The sequence below is a fragment of the Nocardiopsis sp. NPDC101807 genome (assembly GCF_044766605.1).
GTDB classification, from domain to species: domain Bacteria; phylum Actinomycetota; class Actinomycetes; order Streptosporangiales; family Streptosporangiaceae; genus Nocardiopsis; species Nocardiopsis tropica.
Genome location: NZ_JBIWMK010000009.1, coordinates 316,520 through 334,984, shown reverse-complemented (window position 1 = coordinate 334,984; position 18,465 = coordinate 316,520). Strand labels below are relative to the sequence as shown.

12 protein-coding genes, 1 tRNA gene and 1 pseudogene are annotated in these 18,465 nt (G+C 74.0%); 10 read left to right on the top strand and 4 right to left on the bottom strand.

All coding sequences use genetic code 11. The annotated features are described in order from the left end of the window. Window positions 1-600: pseudogene (locus ACIRPH_RS26645) on the bottom strand (sensor histidine kinase); the annotation flags it as partial. Window positions 601-913: 313 nt separating this feature from the next. Here ACIRPH_RS26645 and ACIRPH_RS26640 point away from each other — a divergent pair. Together ACIRPH_RS26640 and ACIRPH_RS26635 are read left to right on the top strand one after the other, a co-directional pair. Next, entirely contained in the window at window positions 914-2,068 is a 1,155-nt protein-coding gene (locus tag ACIRPH_RS26640; protein ID WP_402919094.1) for a sensor histidine kinase, read from the top strand. After that, a complete protein-coding gene (locus ACIRPH_RS26635) occupies window positions 2,065-2,724 on the top strand; it encodes a response regulator (protein ID WP_402919092.1) in 660 nt (219 codons plus the stop codon). Before ACIRPH_RS26640 ends, ACIRPH_RS26635 begins: the two co-directional genes overlap by 4 nt. A 277-nt stretch (window positions 2,725-3,001) precedes the next feature. Here the strand turns inward: ACIRPH_RS26635 and ACIRPH_RS26630 are convergent, their stop codons facing one another. Beyond that, entirely contained in the window at window positions 3,002-3,580 is a 579-nt protein-coding gene (locus ACIRPH_RS26630) for a TetR/AcrR family transcriptional regulator (RefSeq protein WP_402919090.1), read from the bottom strand. 388 nt (window positions 3,581-3,968) lie between these two features. Between ACIRPH_RS26630 and ACIRPH_RS26625 the strand changes: the two genes are divergently transcribed. Next, complete coding sequence (locus ACIRPH_RS26625; RefSeq protein ID WP_402919088.1) at window positions 3,969-4,838, top strand: alpha/beta hydrolase; 870 nt, start codon at window positions 3,969-3,971, stop codon at window positions 4,836-4,838. 329 nt (window positions 4,839-5,167) lie between these two features. On the opposite strand, the gene ACIRPH_RS26620 is transcribed toward ACIRPH_RS26625, so the two are convergent. Next, a tRNA-Leu gene (locus ACIRPH_RS26620) sits at window positions 5,168-5,252 on the bottom strand. A gap of 143 nt (window positions 5,253-5,395) precedes the next feature. Between ACIRPH_RS26620 and ACIRPH_RS26615 the strand changes: the two genes are divergently transcribed. The 6 genes from ACIRPH_RS26615 to tmk all read left to right on the top strand — a co-directional run bounded on the left by ACIRPH_RS26615 (window position 5,396) and on the right by tmk (window position 16,478). After that, entirely contained in the window at window positions 5,396-6,718 is a 1,323-nt protein-coding gene (locus ACIRPH_RS26615) for a M20/M25/M40 family metallo-hydrolase (protein ID WP_402919086.1), read from the top strand. Between the two features lie 225 nt (window positions 6,719-6,943). Next, on the top strand, window positions 6,944-7,981 hold the full coding sequence (locus ACIRPH_RS26610) for a hypothetical protein (protein ID WP_402919084.1): 1,038 nt from the start codon (window positions 6,944-6,946) through the stop codon (window positions 7,979-7,981). Window positions 7,982-8,141: 160 nt separating this feature from the next. After that, window positions 8,142-8,882 (top strand): chaplin family protein, encoded by a 741-nt coding sequence (locus tag ACIRPH_RS26605; protein WP_402919082.1) that lies wholly within the window; start codon window positions 8,142-8,144, stop codon window positions 8,880-8,882. Window positions 8,883-9,229: 347 nt separating this feature from the next. Continuing rightward, window positions 9,230-10,609: a hypothetical protein gene (locus tag ACIRPH_RS26600; protein ID WP_402919080.1), complete on the top strand. Its 1,380-nt coding sequence runs from the start codon at window positions 9,230-9,232 to the stop codon at window positions 10,607-10,609. Between the two features lie 636 nt (window positions 10,610-11,245). Further along, on the top strand, window positions 11,246-14,107 hold the full coding sequence (gene topA / locus ACIRPH_RS26595) for a type I DNA topoisomerase (RefSeq protein WP_402919078.1): 2,862 nt from the start codon (window positions 11,246-11,248) through the stop codon (window positions 14,105-14,107). 271 nt (window positions 14,108-14,378) lie between these two features. Next, on the top strand, window positions 14,379-16,478 hold the full coding sequence (tmk, locus tag ACIRPH_RS26590) for a dTMP kinase (RefSeq protein WP_402919076.1): 2,100 nt from the start codon (window positions 14,379-14,381) through the stop codon (window positions 16,476-16,478). A 287-nt stretch (window positions 16,479-16,765) separates the two neighbouring features. Here tmk and ACIRPH_RS26585 read toward each other — a convergent pair whose 3' ends face one another. Then, on the bottom strand, window positions 16,766-17,023 hold the full coding sequence (locus ACIRPH_RS26585; protein ID WP_402919074.1) for a hypothetical protein: 258 nt from the start codon (window positions 17,021-17,023) through the stop codon (window positions 16,766-16,768). A 217-nt stretch (window positions 17,024-17,240) separates the two neighbouring features. Between ACIRPH_RS26585 and ACIRPH_RS26580 the strand changes: the two genes are divergently transcribed. Beyond that, window positions 17,241-18,422 (top strand): DNA polymerase III subunit delta', encoded by a 1,182-nt coding sequence (locus ACIRPH_RS26580; RefSeq protein ID WP_402919072.1) that lies wholly within the window; start codon window positions 17,241-17,243, stop codon window positions 18,420-18,422. The last annotated feature ends 43 nt before the right edge of the window (window positions 18,423-18,465 follow it).

Below are 18,465 nucleotides of genomic sequence, written 5' to 3'. Positions count from 1 at the left end.
GTGGCCCTGGATGTCGTGCAGGTCGCCGGCGAAGCGCACCCTCTCCCGGGCCACGGCCAGCTCCGCCTCGCGCTCCCTCGACTCCTCCAGCTCCGCGACGAGGCGCGAGACCATCTGGGTGAGGGAGGTGAGGACGACCGCCACCACGGCGATGCCCGCGGAGCCGACGACGTACCCCAGGAGGGTGCCGACGACATCCCCCGGCGCGACCGCCAGCCTCGCCGCGACGACCGCGGCCGCGAAGGCGGCCAGCCCCACGGCGGCCGCCGCCCGGTGGCGGTGCGCCTGGTGCACCGCGACGGTCCCCACCACGGCGAAGCCGTAGGACGCGGTCGGCGTCTGCGCCACCAGGGCCCCGAAGAGCCACACGGCCCCGGTGACGGCGAGGGCCGGGAACGGGACGCGGCGGACGCGGCCCTCCGCCCACCGCGTGACGGTCACCGCCGCCGTCGCCACCCCCAGGGCCAGGACGAGGGCCTGCCACCAGGTCGGCGCGTCGATCACCACCAGGAGCGCCCCCACGGTGGAGAGCGAGGCGAACACGATGCCGAGGTTGACGGTGCGCAGCTCCCCCCGGGACGCGTCGGCGTGCTCGGACATCGTGCCGGCCCCGGACCGGGACGGCGTCACCGGTGCCCGCCCGGGGCGCGGAGCGGGGAGGCCGCGGGAAGGGCGGGCCCCGGGCGGACGGGCGGACCTGCGGCCGCGGCGACCGCCGGCGCAACGCGCGGGCGTCTGGTGTCCATGCGGGGCTCTCCGTGATCGGCGGCGGGATCTCCCCCCAGTATTCCTCCCGCTCCGCGGCGCCACCAGTGACGCTGCGTCATGTGCCCGCCCGGGGGAGGGCGCGCGGCGCGGCGGCCCCGTCCCCCGCCGCGCGGACGGGGGCGGTCCCGCCACTACACTTCCTCCGGTGATCGATCTACGGCGGGCCGCGGAACCGTGGCGGGGCCTCGACGTCACGGTCCGGGACCTCCCGCTGGGACTGGCGTTCTTCGCCGCCTCGTTCGTGCCGTCGTTCCACAACCACGGGACGATGCTCGGGGGCGTGCCCGACCGCCCCTTCGACCTGCTGGCCGTCGTGGCGATCGCCCTCCAGTGCCTTCCGCTCGCCCTGCGCCGCCGGTGGCCGACCGCCTCCCTCGCCCTGGTGTGCGCGGGCTTCGCCGTCGACCAGCTCATGGGCTACCACACGCTCGCCGGCACGGGGCTGGCCATCGCGGTGCTGAGCGCGGGCGCCCACCTGGAACGGGGCCGGCGCGTCACCGTGCTCGTCCTGACGGCCGCCTACGCGGCGCTGGCGGCGGCGCTCGCGCAGCTCGGCACGGGCGAGACGCCGGTCGGTTTCGTGACGTTCTACCTGGCGCTGGCCCTCGTGTGGGGCATCGGCGCGTGGCTGCGGTCCACCCGGGCCATGGAGGCCGAACGCCGCCGCCGCGTCGCCGAGGACACCCGCACGGCCGAACGCACCCGCATCGCGCGCGAGCTCCACGACGTCGTCACCCACCACGTGACCGCGATGGTGGTGCAGGCCGAGGCGGCGCGCTACCTGACCGCGGACCCCGAGCGGCTCGACGGGTCGCTGACCGCCGTCACCGACACCGGTCGCAGGGCCCTCACCGACCTGCGGAGCCTGCTCGACCTCCTCGACCCCGACCACGGCGCCGGGACGGGGTCGCCCCCCGCCGCCCGGGTCCTCACGCTCGTGGAGCAGACGCGCCGGGCCGGGCAGCCGGTGGAGTTCTCCGAGGAGGGCGCCCCCGCCGGGTCGGCGGGCGGCGCCGACCTCGTGGCCTTCCGGGTCGTGCAGGAGGCCCTGACGAACGCGCTCAAGCACGCCAGGGGCAGCCGCACCTCGGTCCTGGTGCGCCACGGCGAGGAGGAGATCACCGTGGAGGTCGGCACGGAGGGCTCCGGCCCGCGGACGGTCTCCCCCGGCGGGAGCGGGCGCGGCCTCGCCGGACTCCGCGAGCGGGTCGGCGTCCTGGGCGGCGACCTGGAGGCGGGGCCCGAACCGGGGGGCGGCTTCGTCGTGAGGGCGCGCATACCCGCGGGGGGCCGCCCGTGACCGCGCCGATCCGGGTCCTGGTCTGCGACGACCAGGTGCTGATCCGCACGGGGCTGGTGACGATCATCGGCGCCCAGCCCGACATGGAGGTGGTGGGCGAGTGCGGTGACGGGCGGACCGCGGTCGACCTCGGCGCCCGGCTGGGCCCGGACGTCGTGGTGATGGACGTGCGCATGCCGGTGCTCGACGGCATCGGGGCCACCCGCCTGCTGGCCGGCGCCGGGGTGCGCGAACCCGTCAAGGTGCTCGTGGTGACGACGTTCAACCTGGACGAGTACGTCTACGAGGCGCTGCGCGCGGGGGCGAGCGGGTTCCTGCTCAAGGACGCCCCGCCCGGCCAGCTGCTGCACGGCATCCGGACCGTGGCCTCGGGGGCGGCGCTCCTGGACCCCGGGGTGACCCGCCGGCTCGTGGGGAGGTACGCCGCCCGTGTCCGGCCGACGGGCGGCTCCCCGGACGACATCCCGCTGACCCCCCGCGAACTGGAGGTCCTGCGCCTCATCGCGGACGGTCTCTCCAACAAGGAGATCGCCGGGGCCCTCGTGATCAGCCAGGAGACCGTCAAGACCTTCGTCTCGCGCATCCTCGCCAAGCTCGCGCTCCGCGACCGCGTCCAGGCCGTCGTCTACGCCTACCGCCACGGCCTGGTGGCCTGAGGGGCCGCGGTCCGGACCGCGAGGGGATCCGGGGGACGCGGCCCGGGGGCCGACCGGCGCCGGGTGGTCACGGCAGCCCCGGAGGGCAACGGGTGCGACGCCCCGCAGGCCGTGACCGCGGCCGTCGTCCCCTGCTCCCGCATGGACGGACCCGCTCCGCGCCACCCGGGGTCGCGTCCGTGCCCCGCCCCGCCCACGGCGTCCCGGTCGAACCCGGCCGGTGCGCCGCGCCGGCCGACCGCGGGCCGCGCCGGCCGGCCCACCGCGTCCTCGCGGTTCACGAGGCCGGGCCGCCTCCCCCGGCCGCCGCCAACGAGGCGATGAAGCGCTCGGCCGCGGCGTCGACCTCGGCGGAGGGGGCCAGCAGCCTCTGCAGCAGCAGTCCTCGCAGGCACGAGGTCGCGATGATGCTCTGCTGCCTCGCGTCCGCCGCCGTGCGACCGTCGCGAAGAGCGGCCGCTTCGAGGAGGGACGCCAGATCGTCGATGTCGGCGACGAACTCCTGGAAGACGTCGCGCTCGTACACCGCGAGCCCGACCAGGTGGAAGAAGGCACGGATGCGGTCTTCGTGCTCGGCGTTCGCGTAGAAGCTCCACACGGCCCTGCACAGGGCGGCGAACCCGAGTTCGCCGCCGGTCGCGGCGATGAGGAGGTTGTCGCGGCGGCGCGCCTCCAGCAGCACGGCGCGCAGGAGTCCCGGCCGTGATCCGAAGTGGTAGGTCAGCAGCGTGTGGTGTACGCCGAGCCGCTCCGCCACCTGGCGCATGGACAGGTTCGGGCTGGGGCCGCTCCCGCCGTACTCCTCGAACAGCGCCTGCAGGAGGCGCTCCTTCCCTTCCCCGACCGGTGACCTCACACTGCCTCCTTGACGAATTCACCACTGTTGAGTACGTTACCGCACAGCGAATTCACCACTGTTGAAGACGATGGGACGCAGCCCCGGAGACCTCCCGTGCGGCGGGCCCGCGGATCGGCCCGGACCCGGACCCCGTCGGCCCGGACCGGCGGCGCCGGGGCGAGGAACTGCGCCTGTGCGCCGAGCCGGAGCCGCCCCTGCGGGCGCTCGCGCCGGCCGCCGGCGTCGACGCCGACGTCCTCGGCCCGGGCGGGACGATCCGCGCGGGGACGCGGGCCGACGCGGTCGCCCGGCGGCGGGACCCGCTCCGGGACGCGGCGGTGTTCGCAGATCCGGACATGGCCGTCCTCGTCGTGGAGGACGGCCGCACCATGAAGGGGGAAGCCCGATGAGCGGGATACTGCACGGCTGTCTGCCGGACACGGAGTACCTGGAGATCACCGCGCGGTCGGGGCACCGCTACGGCGTCTGGGTGACGACGCCCCCCGGCTACGCGGACTCCACGGATCCGCTGCCGCTGGTCTACGTGTTGGACGGCAACTGGACGGTCGGCCTCACCGCGCCCCTCATCGTCACCCAGGCGGACCCGTATCTGACGATCGCCCCCTACATCCAGGTCAGCGTCGGGTACACCGGCGAGGAGGCCGAGGCCTGGGCGCAGATTCGCAACCGCGACCTCGTGCCGCCGGGGGAACCCGTCGGTGACGACATGCTGGCCACCCTCACCGCAGCTCGCGACACGGGTGCGATGACCCAGGAGCAGGTCGACGCCTACCTCGCGGAACTGGCGGAGCCCCGCGCCGACGTCTTCCTCGACTTCCTGACCGGCGAACTCCACCCCCACCTGCGGTCGAGGCTGCGTGTCGGCGATTCCGGGCACGGCCTCTTCGGCTACTCCTACGGAGGTCTCTTCGCCCTCTACGCATGGCTGCGCGGGACAGGGCTCTTCGCGACCGTCGGTGCGGGCAGCCCCGGTGTGGCCAGTACGGACAGCCAGATCTTCACCCTCGTCGAAGCCCTGCCGGAACGCGGCGAGGACGCGGCCGCCCCCCAGCTGCACATCACGCTGAACGAGGCCGAACTGCTGGGAGACATCCCGTTCTATCGCGGAATGGCCCGTAACGTCCTTGCGACGGTGGAACAGCTGCGCGCCAAGGGGCGGTCGCAGGAGGTCTCCACCGCGATGCTGCACGAGACGCACGTCACCGGGCTGCAGGCGTCGTTCCTGAGCTACCTGAAGGCGTGCCACGCGCGCTAGCCGACGCCGCTCCCCGCCGACCGCGCTACGGGAGCGCGGCACGGGCCGCCCCCCCCGCCCGTCCCGGGAGACGGCACGGGACCGCGGCCCGCCTCCGCCGGGAACGGCCCATGGCGGGCAGGGCGCCGGGCGGGCGGCGGAACCACCGTTCGGACCGCCCGCGCACGGCGCCGCCGCACCCGGCGGCGGCGCCGTGCGCGGGGCGGGCGACGACCGCGCCCCGCGCAGGGCGCCGGATCGCCCGGCCGCTTCCCGCACGGATCGGGCCCGTCGACCGCGGACCCGACCCGGACAACAAAAAAGGCCCTGATACCAGGGCCTTCTGTTTGTGTCCGAGGGGGGACTTGAACCCCCATACCCTTAACGGGCACTAGCACCTCAAGCTAGCGCGTCTACCTATTCCGCCACCCGGACCGGGTGTTCGGCGCCTGCCGCGCCGTACAGGTCAACCATAGCAAAAGTCTGGGGTGGCACGAACCAGGTTTTCCGCCGGGGGGCCTCCATGGCAGGGTCGGGGGGACAGCACGGCAAAAGGTGCGGCTGGACGGGAGCGTCAGATGGCAGAGCCAGACAGGGTCCTGAGCGCGGCGGAGGCGGAGGTCGTCGACCTGTGCCGGGAGCTCATCGAGTTCGACACCTCCAACTACGGCGACCATTCGGGGCCGGGGGAGCGCAAGGCGGCGGAGTACGTCGCCGCCAAGCTCGACGAGGTCGGCGTCGAGTCGAAGATCTACGAGAAGCACCCGGGGCGCAGCAACGTCGTGGCCCGGATCACGGGGGAGGACCCCTCCCGCCCCCCGCTGCTCATCCACGGCCACCTGGACGTCGTCCCCGCGGCGCCCGAGGACTGGACCCACCACCCCTTCGCGGGGGAGGTCGCCGACGGGTGCGTGTGGGGCCGCGGCGCGGTCGACATGAAGAACATGAACGCGATGGTCCTGGCCATGCTGCGCCAGCGGCTCCGGGAGGGGCGCCGCCCCCCGCGCGACATCGTCCTGGCCTTCCTCGCCGACGAGGAGGCGGGCGGCACCTGGGGCGCCCAGTACCTCGTGGACGAGCACCCGGAGCTGTTCGCCGACTGCGACTCGGCGATCAGCGAGGTCGGCGGGTTCTCGTTCACGGTGAAGGAGAACCGCCGCCTCTACCTGGTGGAGACCGCGGAGAAGGGCATCGCCTGGATGAAGCTGACCGCGCGCGGCACGGCCGGGCACGGTTCGATGACCAACAGGGACAACGCCGTCACCGAGCTGGCGGAGGCGGTCGCCCGGCTGGGCCGGCACGAGTTCCCGCTCGACCTCACCCCGACCGTGCGGACCTTCCTGGAGGAGATCTGCGAGGAGTTCGGCATCCCCTTCGACGAGAAGGACGTCGACGCCACGGTCGCCCGCCTGGGACCGATCTCCCGCATGATCGGCGCCACCCTCCGCAACACCCTCAACCCGACGGTGCTGGGGGGCGGGTACAAGGCCAACGTCATCCCGGGCGAGGCCACCGCCCAGGTCGACGGCCGCTTCCTGCCGGGCACCGAGGACGCGTACTTCGCGAAGATCGACGAGCTGCTCGGTCCGAAGGTCGACCGCGAGTTCATCCACCACCTGCCGGCCGTGGAGACGCCCTTCGAGGGCGGCCTGGTCAACGCGATGTCGGAGTCCCTGCTGGCGGAGGACCCGGGGGCCAAGGCCGTCCCCTACTGCCTCTCCGGCGGGACCGACGCCAAGAGCTTCTCCCGCCTCGGCGTGCGCAACTACGGCTTCGCGCCGCTCAAGCTGCCGCCGGAGCTGGACTTCGCGGGCATGTTCCACGGCGTGGACGAACGGGTCCCGGTGGACGGCCTCCACTTCGGCGTCAGGGTCCTGGACCGTTTCGTCGGATTGAGCTGACCTGGCCACGTTTTGCGGTGTCCTGCCTGGTGAACCGTGCCGAAAACTTTTTCGGCGCGGTTCACGTTTCGGTGTTGCATCACCCAACGTGATGCTACGGTTGCTTTGAGTTCGAGGGTGTCGCGGTTCTCCCTCCCGCCTCCGCGCGGGACGGGGCGGCACCGGTACGACCGTGGCGGCTCGGCCGCACGGGACCGTCCAGCGGTAGCGGAACGAGAGGGCGTCATGGTGCTCACGGGCAGGGGGTGGCTGGTGTCGACCGGTCGCGCCGCCTGTGTGTCCCGCAACGCCTGTGCCCGCCTGCTGCTCCTGTCCGGCATCGTCGCCGTCGCGTGGCTGGCCGGGGGGATCGGTGTCGCCCACAGCGACACCGCTCCCGGCTCCGAGGGCCTCGTCGACCGCGTCATGGGCGTCGGCGACACCGCCGAGGACGCCGGCCGCGCCGCGACCCAGGAGCTCCGCAAGACACGGGTCTCCGACACCGCCGCCCGCGCGGGCTCCGCGACCGGTTCGCTGGCCGGGGCCGTGGCGCCCCGGGCCGCTGCCCTCCCCTCCCAGGCCCTGGACGAGACCGGTGTCTCGTCCGCGCTGGAGGAGAGCGGGGCGGGAGCCGCGGCCGCCAGGGTCGTGGGCGACACCGCCGCCACCGTGGACGGGACCGCCCGCGGGGCGGGAAGCCTCGTCGGCGGCATCGCCCGCACCGGTCAGGACGTGGTGCGGTCCACCGACGGTTCGCTGCGCGACAGCGGACTCGTGGACACGGTCGCCGCAGGGCTGACCGAGTCCACACGGGTCGTCCGGGGCGGCATCGACGGTGCCGCGAACGCGACGGCCCCCCTGGGCCTGCCCCTTCCCGGAGCCACGGACGAACTTCCCCACGACCCGGCCGGCCCCGCCGTCGAGCGCGCCGCCGCCGAGACCGGTCGGGGCGCCGATGCGCCCCGCCCCGGCACGGCGGCGACCACCAGCGCTTCCGCGGTGCCGTCCGCATGGAGTTCGGCCGCCGTCGAGGCGGCCGAGCGGGTGCATGACGACGACCCCGGTGAGCGCATCCGCCTCATCGGCGGAGGCGGCTCGCACCATTCGGCCGGAGCGGACGCCACCGGCGCCGCCGCCCCGTCCTTCCCCGCGCCCGGCGCTGCCGGGTTCCTGATGGCCCGGGCCGCCCACCTGGCTCCCCGTGCCCAGCGGGTCGCCCTTCCCGGCGACCCCACCCTGGTCGTCCGCGACGCCGCGGACGACCCCAGCTTCGCCCCCGACTAGCCGCGTCCACGACCGCGGCCGGTCCGTGCGCTCCCGCACGCAGCCGTCCCGCCGACTCCGGCGGGCGTGCCTTCTCACCGGCTTTCCCAGAGCCCGAAGCTCTCCGACCGCGGTCACACGTGTAGCCAGCCGATCCTTCTCGCTGACATAAGGACACGCGATGACCCACGAGACACAAGCACGTATCGCCGCCCTGGTGACCGCCGGCTTCATCGCCGCCACGGCCGCCGCCACCGCCGGAACCGCCTACGCCGACACCGTCACCAGCGGAAACGGATCCATCGGCGGAGGCAACCAGCTCAACGCCGACCTCGACGTCCCGCTGAACGTCTGCGGGAACGCGATCGCGATCCTCGGCCTCGCCGGCGCCCAGTGCACGGACTCGGGAGCCGCCGTCATCGAGGGCAAGTCGTCCTCCGTCCGAGGGCCGAAGGGCGGCTACGAGGGCGCGGAGGAGGTCCCCGGCGGGGAAGCCCCCGGTGAGGAGGCCCCCGGTGGAGAGGGCCCCGGCGGGGGCTCCACCGAGGGCGAGAACCCCGGGGAGGAGGCCCCGGAGGGTGAGGACCCCGGCCAGGGCGTCCCGCCGGAGGTCCCCGAGGACCGTGAGGGGCTCGCCGAGGAGAGCCCCGCCCCGGTGGACGAGCAGCCCGCGCCCGACCCGGCCGACTCCCCGGCCGGACCGTCCGCGGAGCAGCCCGACCAGCAGTCCTTCGAGCAGTCCGCGGAGCAGTGGTCCGAGCAGACCCTCGGGCAGCCCGCGGAGCAGGGCCCGGGCGCGGAGCTCGCGGTCACCGGCGCCGACTCCACCGGCCTGTTCGGCCTGGTCGCCGCCGCGGTCGCCGCGGTCGCCGCCGGGGCCGGCCTGGTCGTGGCGGGGATGCGGCGCAGGGCCCGCTCCTGATCGGCTCCCCGGGCCGCCCCGAGCGGCCCGGGGGCTGACGCGAGTCCCGTAGCACCGGCCGAGGCCACGTGCTCGGGGTTCACGTCAGCCGCCGCCCAACCAGGGCGGAGCTGATCGACGGGGCGCGCGCGTCACCCGCAACCAGCGGGCGCCGACCGCGGCGCGCTCTCCTGAACCGGCCGGCACGCACCGCCCAGGTGTGAGGCCGTCCGGACGATCCCCGGCCCCGGCCGGAGGCCTGCACCCCACCCAGGGATGTGGCACGGCCTGTTGCCCGAGCACAAGCACGCACAAGCACACCTGTTCTCTTCAACATGTCTTCATGTCTTCTCGAAAGGACTCCCCACATGCGTAAGTGGGCCAGCATCTCCGCGAAGTCCGCGCTCATGGCGGCGGGATTCGTCGCTCTGGGCACCGGCGTGGCCTTCGCCGACACCGAGCCCGTGACCTCGGGCAACGGTTCGATCCTGGGCGGCAACCAGGCCGTCGCCAACCTCGACGTCCCGGTCAACGTCTGCGGGAACGCGATCAGCGCCGTCCTGGGCACGTCCGGCGCCCAGTGCACGGACTCCGGCGCCGCCGTGGTCGACCACCACAGCGACGAGGTCGCGACCTCGGGCAACGGCTCGGTCCTGGGCGGCAACCAGCTCGTGGTGGACGGCGACGTCCCCGTGAACGTCTCGGGCAACGCGATCGCCGCGGTGGGCGGCATCGCGGGCGCCGCGGCCACCGACACCGGCGCCCTGGTCCACGAGGGCGGCCACCACGGCCACCACGGCCACCACGGGCACGACGAGCGCGGCCACGCCCACCAGCAGGGCCACGACGGCTACGACGTCGAGCACCAGGGCCACGAGCACCACGGGCACGACCACGACCCGGACGTCGCCACCTCGGGCAACGGCTCGGTCGCGGGCGGCAACCAGCTGGTCGCCGACCTGGACGTCCCGGTCAACGTGTCCGGCAACGCGATCAGCGCCGTCGCGGGCGTCGCGGGCGCCGCGGCCACCGACACCGGCGCCCTGGTCCACGAGGGCGGCGGCCGTCACCACCAGTCCGCCCCCGCCGGTCTCACGGCGATGGACCTGGTCAACGAGGCCGTCTCGAACGCCAGCATCCTGCCCGACACCTCCGGCGTGGACGCGGGCATCCTGCGCCAGTCGGCCGAGCGCGAGCACCAGTCGGGCGTCGCGACCTCCGGCAACGGCTCGCTCGTGGGCGGCAACCAGCTGGTCGCGGCCCTGGACGTCCCGGTCAACGTGTCCGGCAACGCCATCGGCGCCGTGGGCGGCGTCGCGGGCGCCGCGGCCACCGACACCGGCGCCCTGGTCCTGGAGGAGGAGCCCCACGTCGCCACCTCGGGCAACGGCTCGGCCGTGGGCGGCAACCAGCTGGTCGCGCACGCGGACGTCCCCGTCAACGTGACCGGCAACGCCGTCGCCGCCGTCGCGAGCCTGGCGGGCGCCGGCTCCACCGACAACGGCGCCGCGGTCGTGCACCAGAGCGCGACCGAGCACCAGTCCGGCGTGCTGCAGGACGCGCCGGTCGTGCGCGACCTGCCCGAGATCCCCGTCTCGCAGATGCTGCCCGTCGACTACACCCTGAGCGAGACCACGCACCAGGCCGTGGCGGAGCACGCTCCCGAGCACCTGGACCAGCTGCCCGCCCCGGCTCCGGGCGTCGACCCCGTCGGCACCCTGCTCGGCGCCGCCGGCGTCGGCCTGTAGCACCGTCGTGGGGTGGGCCCGGGGGCCCGCCGTCCGGCCTGGAGGGTGACGGCGCCTCGTTCCGTTTGGAACGCGGTGGACTGCGAGGTGCCCAATCCCACAGGACGGCGGCGGCCCCCGGGCGGGGCCCCGCTCCGGCACACCGGTGCCGTGTGCGTCCGCAGGGCAGGTCGAGTCGCCTCCGCACTCCCGTTCCGTTTGGAACGCGGTGGACTGCGGGAGGGTGGAGGTGGCGACGCCGGCTCAGGACGTGAGCCGAGTCCTCCCGGGAATATCCGGGAGGACTCGCCGCATTCTGGGGGATATCGGCACTTGGGGGTTTTCAAGTGTGACCGAAGTCACTCACGAGGCGGGTTCCGGGTGCTCGACGAAGGCGGCCACCGTCGACCGACGGGCGTTGCCAGGACCGCTCGCGTACGCTACGGACCGGTACCGGTGCGCGAAGCGCTTATTCTGCGGATGCCGGTGGGTGTGAGCCGGGCGCCCTGCCCGGGGCGGTGGACCCCGCACACGCGGAGAGGGCCCCGCTCGCCCATCGACGGGGGAGTGCCTGGAGTTTCGGTTACTGTCGGTTCCCACGGGAACCGACAGACCGCGGCCGGATAGATCACGTAAGGCTAGACGTAGGGGAACAGCGTGCCACCCACGAAGGGCAGCGCCGGCAAGAACGGCTCGAAGGACAGCGGACGGCAGGGGGCGGGCACCGCTCTGGTCATCGTCGAGTCGCCCGCCAAGGCGAAGACCATCGCCGGTTATCTGGGGCGCGGCTACGTCGTGGAGTCCAGCATCGGTCACATCCGCGACCTGCCCAACAAGGCCGCCGAGATCCCCGCCAAGTACAAGGGGGAGTCCTGGGCCCGGCTCGGCGTGGACGTCGACGGCGACTTCGAGCCGCTCTACGTCGTCAACGCGGACAAGAAGTCGCACGTCAGGAAGCTCAAGGAGCTCATGGCGGACGCCGACCTCCTCCTGCTCGCCACAGATGAGGACCGTGAGGGCGAGGCCATCGCCTGGCACCTGCTGGAAGAGCTCAAGCCCAAGATCCCCGTCCGCCGCATGGTGTTCAACGAGATCACCAAGGACGCCATCCAGCGCGCGGCGAGCAACACCCGCGACCTGAACACCCGCCTGGTCAACGCCCAGGAGACCCGGCGCATCCTGGACCGCCTCTACGGCTACGAGGTCTCCCCCGTGCTGTGGAAGAAGGTCATGCCGAAGCTCTCGGCGGGCCGCGTCCAGTCCGTGGCCACCCGGCTGGTGGTGGAGCGCGAGCGCGAGCGCATGGCGTTCACGTCCGCCGAGTACTGGGACCTCAAGGCGCTCTTCGACGCGAGCGAGGCGGGCGTCCCCGAGGGGCCGGCGACCTTCCCCGCCACCCTCGTCTCCGTGGACGGCACCCGCGTCGCCGTCGGCCGCGACTTCACCCCCCAGGGCACGCTGCGCTCGGACCGCGGGGTCCGCCAGCTGGACGAGGCGACGGCGCGCGGCCTGGCCGAGCGCCTGGCGGGGGCGGGGTTCTCGGTCCGCTCGGTCGAGCGCAAGCCCTACCGCCGCTCCCCGTACGCCCCGTTCCGCACCACGACCCTCCAGCAGGAGGCGTCGCGCAAGCTCGGGCTGTCGGCCAAGCAGACCATGCAGGTCGCCCAGCGGCTGTACGAGAACGGCTACATCACCTACATGCGCACCGACAGCACCACGCTGTCGGACAGCGCCGTCGGCGCGGCCCGCTCCCAGGTGCGCAGCCTGTACGGCGGCGACTACCTCCCCGACAAGCCGCGCGTGTACGCCAAGAAGGTCAAGAACGCGCAGGAGGCGCACGAGGCGATCCGCCCCGCGGGCGACGCCTTCCGCACCCCCGCCTCGACCGGCCTCTCCGGACCCGAGTTCCGGCTCTACGAGCTGATCTGGAAGCGGACCGTCGCCTCCCAGATGAAGGACGCGGTCGGCGAGTCGGTCACCGTGCGCATCGAGGGCACCTCCGCCGCCGGGGAGGTCGCCGAGTTCAGCGCGACCGGCAAGATCATCACCTTCCACGGTTTCCTCAAGGCCTACGTGGAGGGGTCCGACGACCCCGCCGCCGACCTGGACGACCGTGAGCGCCGCCTGCCCGCGATGGCCGAGGGCGACCCGCTCAAGGCGCAGAACCTGGAGGCGGAGGGGCACAGCACCCGGCCGCCCGCGCGCTACACCGAGGCGTCGCTCGTCAAGGAGCTGGAGGAGCGGGAGATCGGCCGCCCCTCCACCTACGCGTCGATCCTCGGGACCATCCTCGACCGCGGCTACGTGTTCAAGAAGGGCACGGCGCTCGTGCCGTCCTTCCTGGCCTTCGCCGTGGTGCAGCTGATGGAGCGCCACTTCGGCAACCTGGTGGACTACGAGTTCACCGCCCGCCTGGAGGACGTGCTCGACGACATCGCCCGCGGCGAGGCGGAGAGCCTGCCCTGGCTGCGCCGCTTCTACTTCGGCGGTGAGGACACGCAGGGCCGCCGGGAGACCGGTCTCAAGGAGCTCGTGGGCGACCACCTCTCCGAGATCGACCCCAAGGAGGTCAGCTCCGTGCCCCTCCCCGGCACCGACATCGTGCTGCGGGTGGGCCGCTACGGCCCCTACCTGGACCGCGACGGCGTGCGGGTGAACGTGCCGGAGGACCTGGCGCCGGACGAGCTGACCGAGGCCAAGGCCGAGGAGCTCTTCGCCCAGCCCAGCGGCGACCGCGAGCTGGGGACCGACCCCGGGACGGGCCGCCCCGTCGTGGCCAAGACCGGCAGGTTCGGCCCCTACGTCACCGAGGTGATCGAGGAGCCGGAGGAGGCCGAGGGCGAGGCCAGGCCCAAGCGGGCCAAGGCCAAGGCCAAGCCCCGCACCAGCTCGCTCCTGAAGTCCATGAGCCTGGACACCGTCACCCTGGAGGACGCGCTCCGCCTGCTGTCGCTGCCCCGGGTGGTCGGCGAGATCGACGGCGAGGAGGTCACCGCGCAGAACGGGCGGTACGGCCCCTACCTCAAGAAGGGCACCGACAGCCGCTCCCTGGAGACCGAGGAGCAGATGTTCACGGTCACCCTCGACGAGGCGCGCGCGATCTTCGCCCAGCCCAAGCAGCGCGGTCGCCGCGCGGCGACCCCGCCCCTGCGCGAGCTGGGCGAGGACCCGGTGTCGGGCGCCAAGATGGTGGTCAAGGACGGCCGCTTCGGCCCCTACGTCACCGACGGGGAGGTCAACGCCTCCCTGCGCAAGGACGACCAGGTCGAGTCGATCACCGACGAGCGCGCCTCGGAGCTGCTGGCCGAGCGCCGCGCCAAGGCGCCCGCCAAGAAGAAGCCCGCGGCCAAGAAGGCCCCGGCGAAGAAGCCGGCCGCCAAGAAGACGACAGCCGCCAAGAAGACGACGGCGGCGAAGACCGGCACGGCCACCCGGACGGCCGCCAAGAAGGCCCCGGCCAAGAAGACCGGCGTCCCCCGCGCCTCCGCCGAGGAGCCGGCGGAGGGGAACGGCCCGTAGCCGCCGCAGGCCCCCCTCCTCCGGTCGCGGCCACCACCGAAGAACACCGCTCACCTGGGCATTCCCCGAGGGGGTGCCCGGGTGAGTACTATCTCCGTGTCCGCACCGGGTGGGCCGTCTCCACCCCTGTTCGGGAATGATCTTCCGTACTAGTGTGGGCATGACTCACGAGGACGCAGAATCGTGTGCGATCCCCGGCGTCATCCACCGAATTCTGGGACGGATCCCGTGTCCGTCTTTCCCTTTCCCCCTCACCGATATCTTGAGCGCTATGAGCAGATCTGCACCCGGAGCGCCAGTCGAGGCGCGAAACGTCCTCGCGATCACACCCTTCCGCAGGCTGTGGATCTCGCTTTCCCTCTCCAGCCTGGGCGACTGGCTGAGCCTCCTGGCCCTGATGTCCCTGGCGGCGATCTTCACCGCCGGCGGTTCCACGTTCGCGCAGTACCTGGCCGTCAGCGGCGTCGTGGTGATCAAGCTCGCCCCGCCGATCCTGCTGAGCCCGCTGGTCGGAGCGGTCGCGGACCGCCTCGACCGCAAGTGGACGATGGTCGCCACCGACGTCCTGCGCGGCCTCCTGTACGTCTCCATCCCCGTCGTGGGCCTCCTCGTCCCGGGCTTCGCCCTGGAGTGGCTGCTCATCGCCAGCCTCCTGGCGGAGCTCGTCGCCCTGTTCTGGACGCCCGCCAAGGACGCCGCCGTCCCCGGCCTCGTCCCCCGCAGGCTGCTGCCGCAGGCCGACCGGCTGAACCTGCTCACCTCCTACGGCACGGCCCCGGTCGCGGCCCTGCTGTTCGCGGCCCTCGCCTCGGTCGGCAACGTGCTCGGCGCGCTGCTGCCCTCCATGGCGAGCCCCGAGGCCGACATCGCCCTCTACCTCAACGGCCTCACCTTCTTCGTCGCGGCGGCCGTCGTCGCCGTGCTGCCGATCCCCAGGCACAAGGCGTCCGGGGACGGCGGGAGCGACACCCGCGACAGCGGGATCCTCCGCGTCGTGGCGACGGGCCGGCGCCCCGGGGGTGAGCCGCTCCCGCGCGGCCTCGTGGCGGGCCTGATCGGATCGCTCGCGGGCGGCGCCGCCGTCATCGGCGTCGCGCGCGTCCACCTCGAGGCGCTGGGCGCGGGCAACGCCGGTTTCGGCGCCGTCTTCGCGGCGGTCTTCGCGGGCATGGCCCTCGGCGCGCTCGCCGGGCCCCGCGTCCTCAAGCAGTTCAGCCGCAGGCGCCTGCTCGGCCTGAGCGTCGCCCTCTCCGGCCTGGCCCTGCTGTTCACGGGAGCCGTCGGGGACACGGTCCTCATCGCCGTCCTCGCGGGGCTCCTCGGCGTGGGCGCGGGCATCGCCTGGGTCACCGGCCTGGCGCTGCTCGACGACGAGGTCGGGGACGAGAACCGGCCGGGCGCGGTCGCCTTCGTGCACGGCGCCGCCCGTGTCGCGCTGCCGGCCGCCATGGCGCTGGCGCCCCTGCTCGCCGGGCTCGTCGGCGACTACGCCGTCCCGGTCGGCCCGCTCACCTACGACCTCCGCGGCGGCGGCGTCGTCCTGATGGCCTCCGGTCTGCTGGTCCTCCTCGTGGCGCTGCTCTGCTACCGCCTGATGAACAAGGACCGCCCCGACGCCGGCCCCGGCCTGCTCCCCGAGCTCTTCGCCGCCCTGCGGGGCGTCGCGGTCAGCGACGGCGACGGGGAGGCGGCCGCCCACTCCGGCGCGTTCATCGTGGTCGAGGGCGGTGAGGGCGCGGGCAAGTCCACCCAGGTGCGCGAGCTGACGGTGTGGCTGCGCGAGCAGGGCTTCGAGGTCATCGGCACCCGCCAGCCGGGGGCGACCAAGCTGGGCATGCGCCTGCGCGGTCTGCTCCTGGACCGGGAGAACTCGCACATCACCCCGCGCGCGGAGGTGCTGCTGTACACCGCGGACAAGGCAGACCACGTCGAGCAGGAGATCCTGCCCGCCCTGCGCCGCGGCGCGGTCGTCATCAGCGACCGCTACGTGGACTCCCTGCTCGCCTACCAGGGCGCGGGCCGCGACCTGTCCGTCGAGGACATCCGCGACATCAGCGCCTGGGCCACCCAGGGACTGGTCCCCGACCTGACGGTGCTGCTGGACGTGCGGCCCGAGGACGGGCTGGCCCGCCTGGGCGGTCCCGCCGACCGCATCGAGTCCGAGTCGGTGGAGTTCCACGCCAGGGTCCGCAAGGGCTTCCTGGACCTCGCCAAGGCCGACCCCGACCGCTACCTCGTGCTGGACGCCCGGGAGCAGCAGGACAAGGTCACCCGCGAGATCCAGCGCCGGATCCGCTCCGTCCTGCCCGACCCGGTGCCGAGCGGCTCCGAGGCCGTCACGGGCATGATCCCGGTGATCAGGGCCGACTGAGCGGGACGCCCGGCCCGGCGGGCCGGGACACGACGGACGGGGGAGGGCCCCGGCGGAGCACCGCCGGGGCCCTCCCCCTTCGGTCCGCCGGGCCGGGCGGTGCGCGCCCGGCGCGGGTTCCGGCGGTCCCCGCGACACCCCGGAGCCCGGGAGACGCGGGGACCGCGGACCGGGGGGCCGGAGGCGGGGCTCCCCGAGGCGCCGGGCCGTGAGGGCGGCGGTGTCCCGGGCGCAGCCCGGGAGGTCCGCCGGTCCGGGGCCCGGGACACCGGGCCCCGGGCGGCCCGTCAGACCGGGAGGAGGACGGCGACCCCGATCGCGACGAGGGCGACGAGCGCCACGACCACGCAGCCGAGGACGATCGCGGCGGCCCGGTCGGCGGCGGACATCCCGCGTCGCCGGGGCTCGGGCGGGGCGAACGAGGGGCGGCCGGAACCTCCCCCGAAGGGCGACCCGTCCTCGGGGAGGGAGGAGTCCCACCCGGGGCGGGACTCGGGCTGCGGCTGGAAGGAGGGGGAGGGGGAGGGGGAGGGGGAGTGCGTCAAGGGGGACTGCTCCGGATCTTCTGCGGGGGACGGGGAGAGGGGGTGTGGTCGGACCGCGGAGGTCGGGGGACCGCCGCGGCGGCCGTACGCGGAGCGGGCGCCGGGCCGTGACGGCACCACGCTATCCACCCCCGGCGGGCCTGTGGACGACGGCCCGGGCGTCGGTGGCGGCTCCTATCCTGAGAGCAGACATCAGCGGTGGTTCTCGGGGGGAAGCGTGACGGTCTTCGACGACCTCATCGGCCAGCAGGCCACGGTGGGCCAGCTCCGGCGGGCCGTGGCCGGGGCGTCGGACCTCGTCGCCGGGGGCCGGGGCGCGGGCATGACCCACGCCTGGCTGTTCACCGGCCCGCCCGGATCGGGCCGCTCGGAGGCGGCCCGGGCCTTCGCGGCCGCACTCCAGTGCCCGGACGGCGGCTGCGGGCACTGCCCCTCCTGCCACCAGGTCCTCGCCGGAACCCACCCCGACCTGCTGTACGTGCGCCCCAGCGGTCTGAGCTTCGGCGTCGCCGCCACCCGCGACCTGGTGCTGCGGGCGGGCTCCAGGCCCTCCGGCGGCCGGTTCCGCATCGTGCTCTTCGAGGACGCCGAACGCGCCACCGAGGCCGCCTCCAACGCCCTGCTCAAGGCGGTGGAGGAGCCCTCCCCCCGTACGGTCTGGCTGCTGTGCACGCCCGCGCCCGACGACCTGCTCGTCACCATCCGCTCCCGCTGCCGGCTGGTCACCCTCGCCACCCCCGGCACCCGGGAGCTGGTGGACGCCCTGGTCCGGCGCGACGGGGTCGACCCCGTGCTCGCCCAGGCGTCGGCGGTGGCCGCGGCCGGCCGGATCGACAGGGCGCGGCAGCTGGCCACCGACCCGGACGCGCGCAGGCGCCGGGAGGAGGTGCTGTCCATCCCCGCCCGCCTCGACGGGCTCGGCGCGTGCGTCACCTCCGCCGCCCGGCTGTACGAGATCGCCGAGGAGGAGTCCAAGGCCCTCACCACCGCCCTGGACGAGAAGGAGAAGGACGAGCTGAGGACCGCGTTCGGCGAGGGTTCCACCGGCAAGGGCGTGGCCAAGGCCATGCGGGGGTCCGCGGGCGCCATGAAGGACCTGGAGGAGCGGCAGAAGCGCCGTGCCACCCGGATCAAACGCGACTCCTACGACCGCGCCCTGCTCGACCTGGCCGCCTTCTACCGGGACGTCCTGGCCCTCCAGCTGGGGGCCTCGGTCGAGCTGTCCACCGGAGAGCGCTCCGGGGACCTGGACCGCGTGGCGCGCTCCAGCGCACCCGAGACCACACTGCGACGGATCGACGCCATCATGGAGTGCCGCGGACGCATCGAGGCGAACGTGCACCCCCAGATCGCCATGGAGGCCATGACCTCCGCCCTCCTGGCCGACGGGAGAGCGTGAGCCGCACCGTCCGAGGCGCCCCGGCGGGGCGCGGACGGCGCGG

Bases quoted from the DNA above. Each gene is read 5' to 3' on its own strand.
- ACIRPH_RS26625 (WP_402919088.1), top strand. From the start codon at position 3,969: ATGAGCGGGATACTGCACGGCTGTCTGCCGGACACGGAGTACCTGGAG.
- ACIRPH_RS26615 (WP_402919086.1), top strand. From the start codon at position 5,396: ATGGCAGAGCCAGACAGGGTCCTGAGCGCGGCGGAGGCGGAGGTCGTC.
- ACIRPH_RS26610 (WP_402919084.1), top strand. From the start codon at position 6,944: ATGGTGCTCACGGGCAGGGGGTGGCTGGTGTCGACCGGTCGCGCCGCC.
- ACIRPH_RS26605 (WP_402919082.1), top strand. From the start codon at position 8,142: ATGACCCACGAGACACAAGCACGTATCGCCGCCCTGGTGACCGCCGGC.
- ACIRPH_RS26600 (WP_402919080.1), top strand. From the start codon at position 9,230: ATGCGTAAGTGGGCCAGCATCTCCGCGAAGTCCGCGCTCATGGCGGCG.
- tmk (WP_402919076.1), top strand. From the start codon at position 14,379: ATGAGCAGATCTGCACCCGGAGCGCCAGTCGAGGCGCGAAACGTCCTC.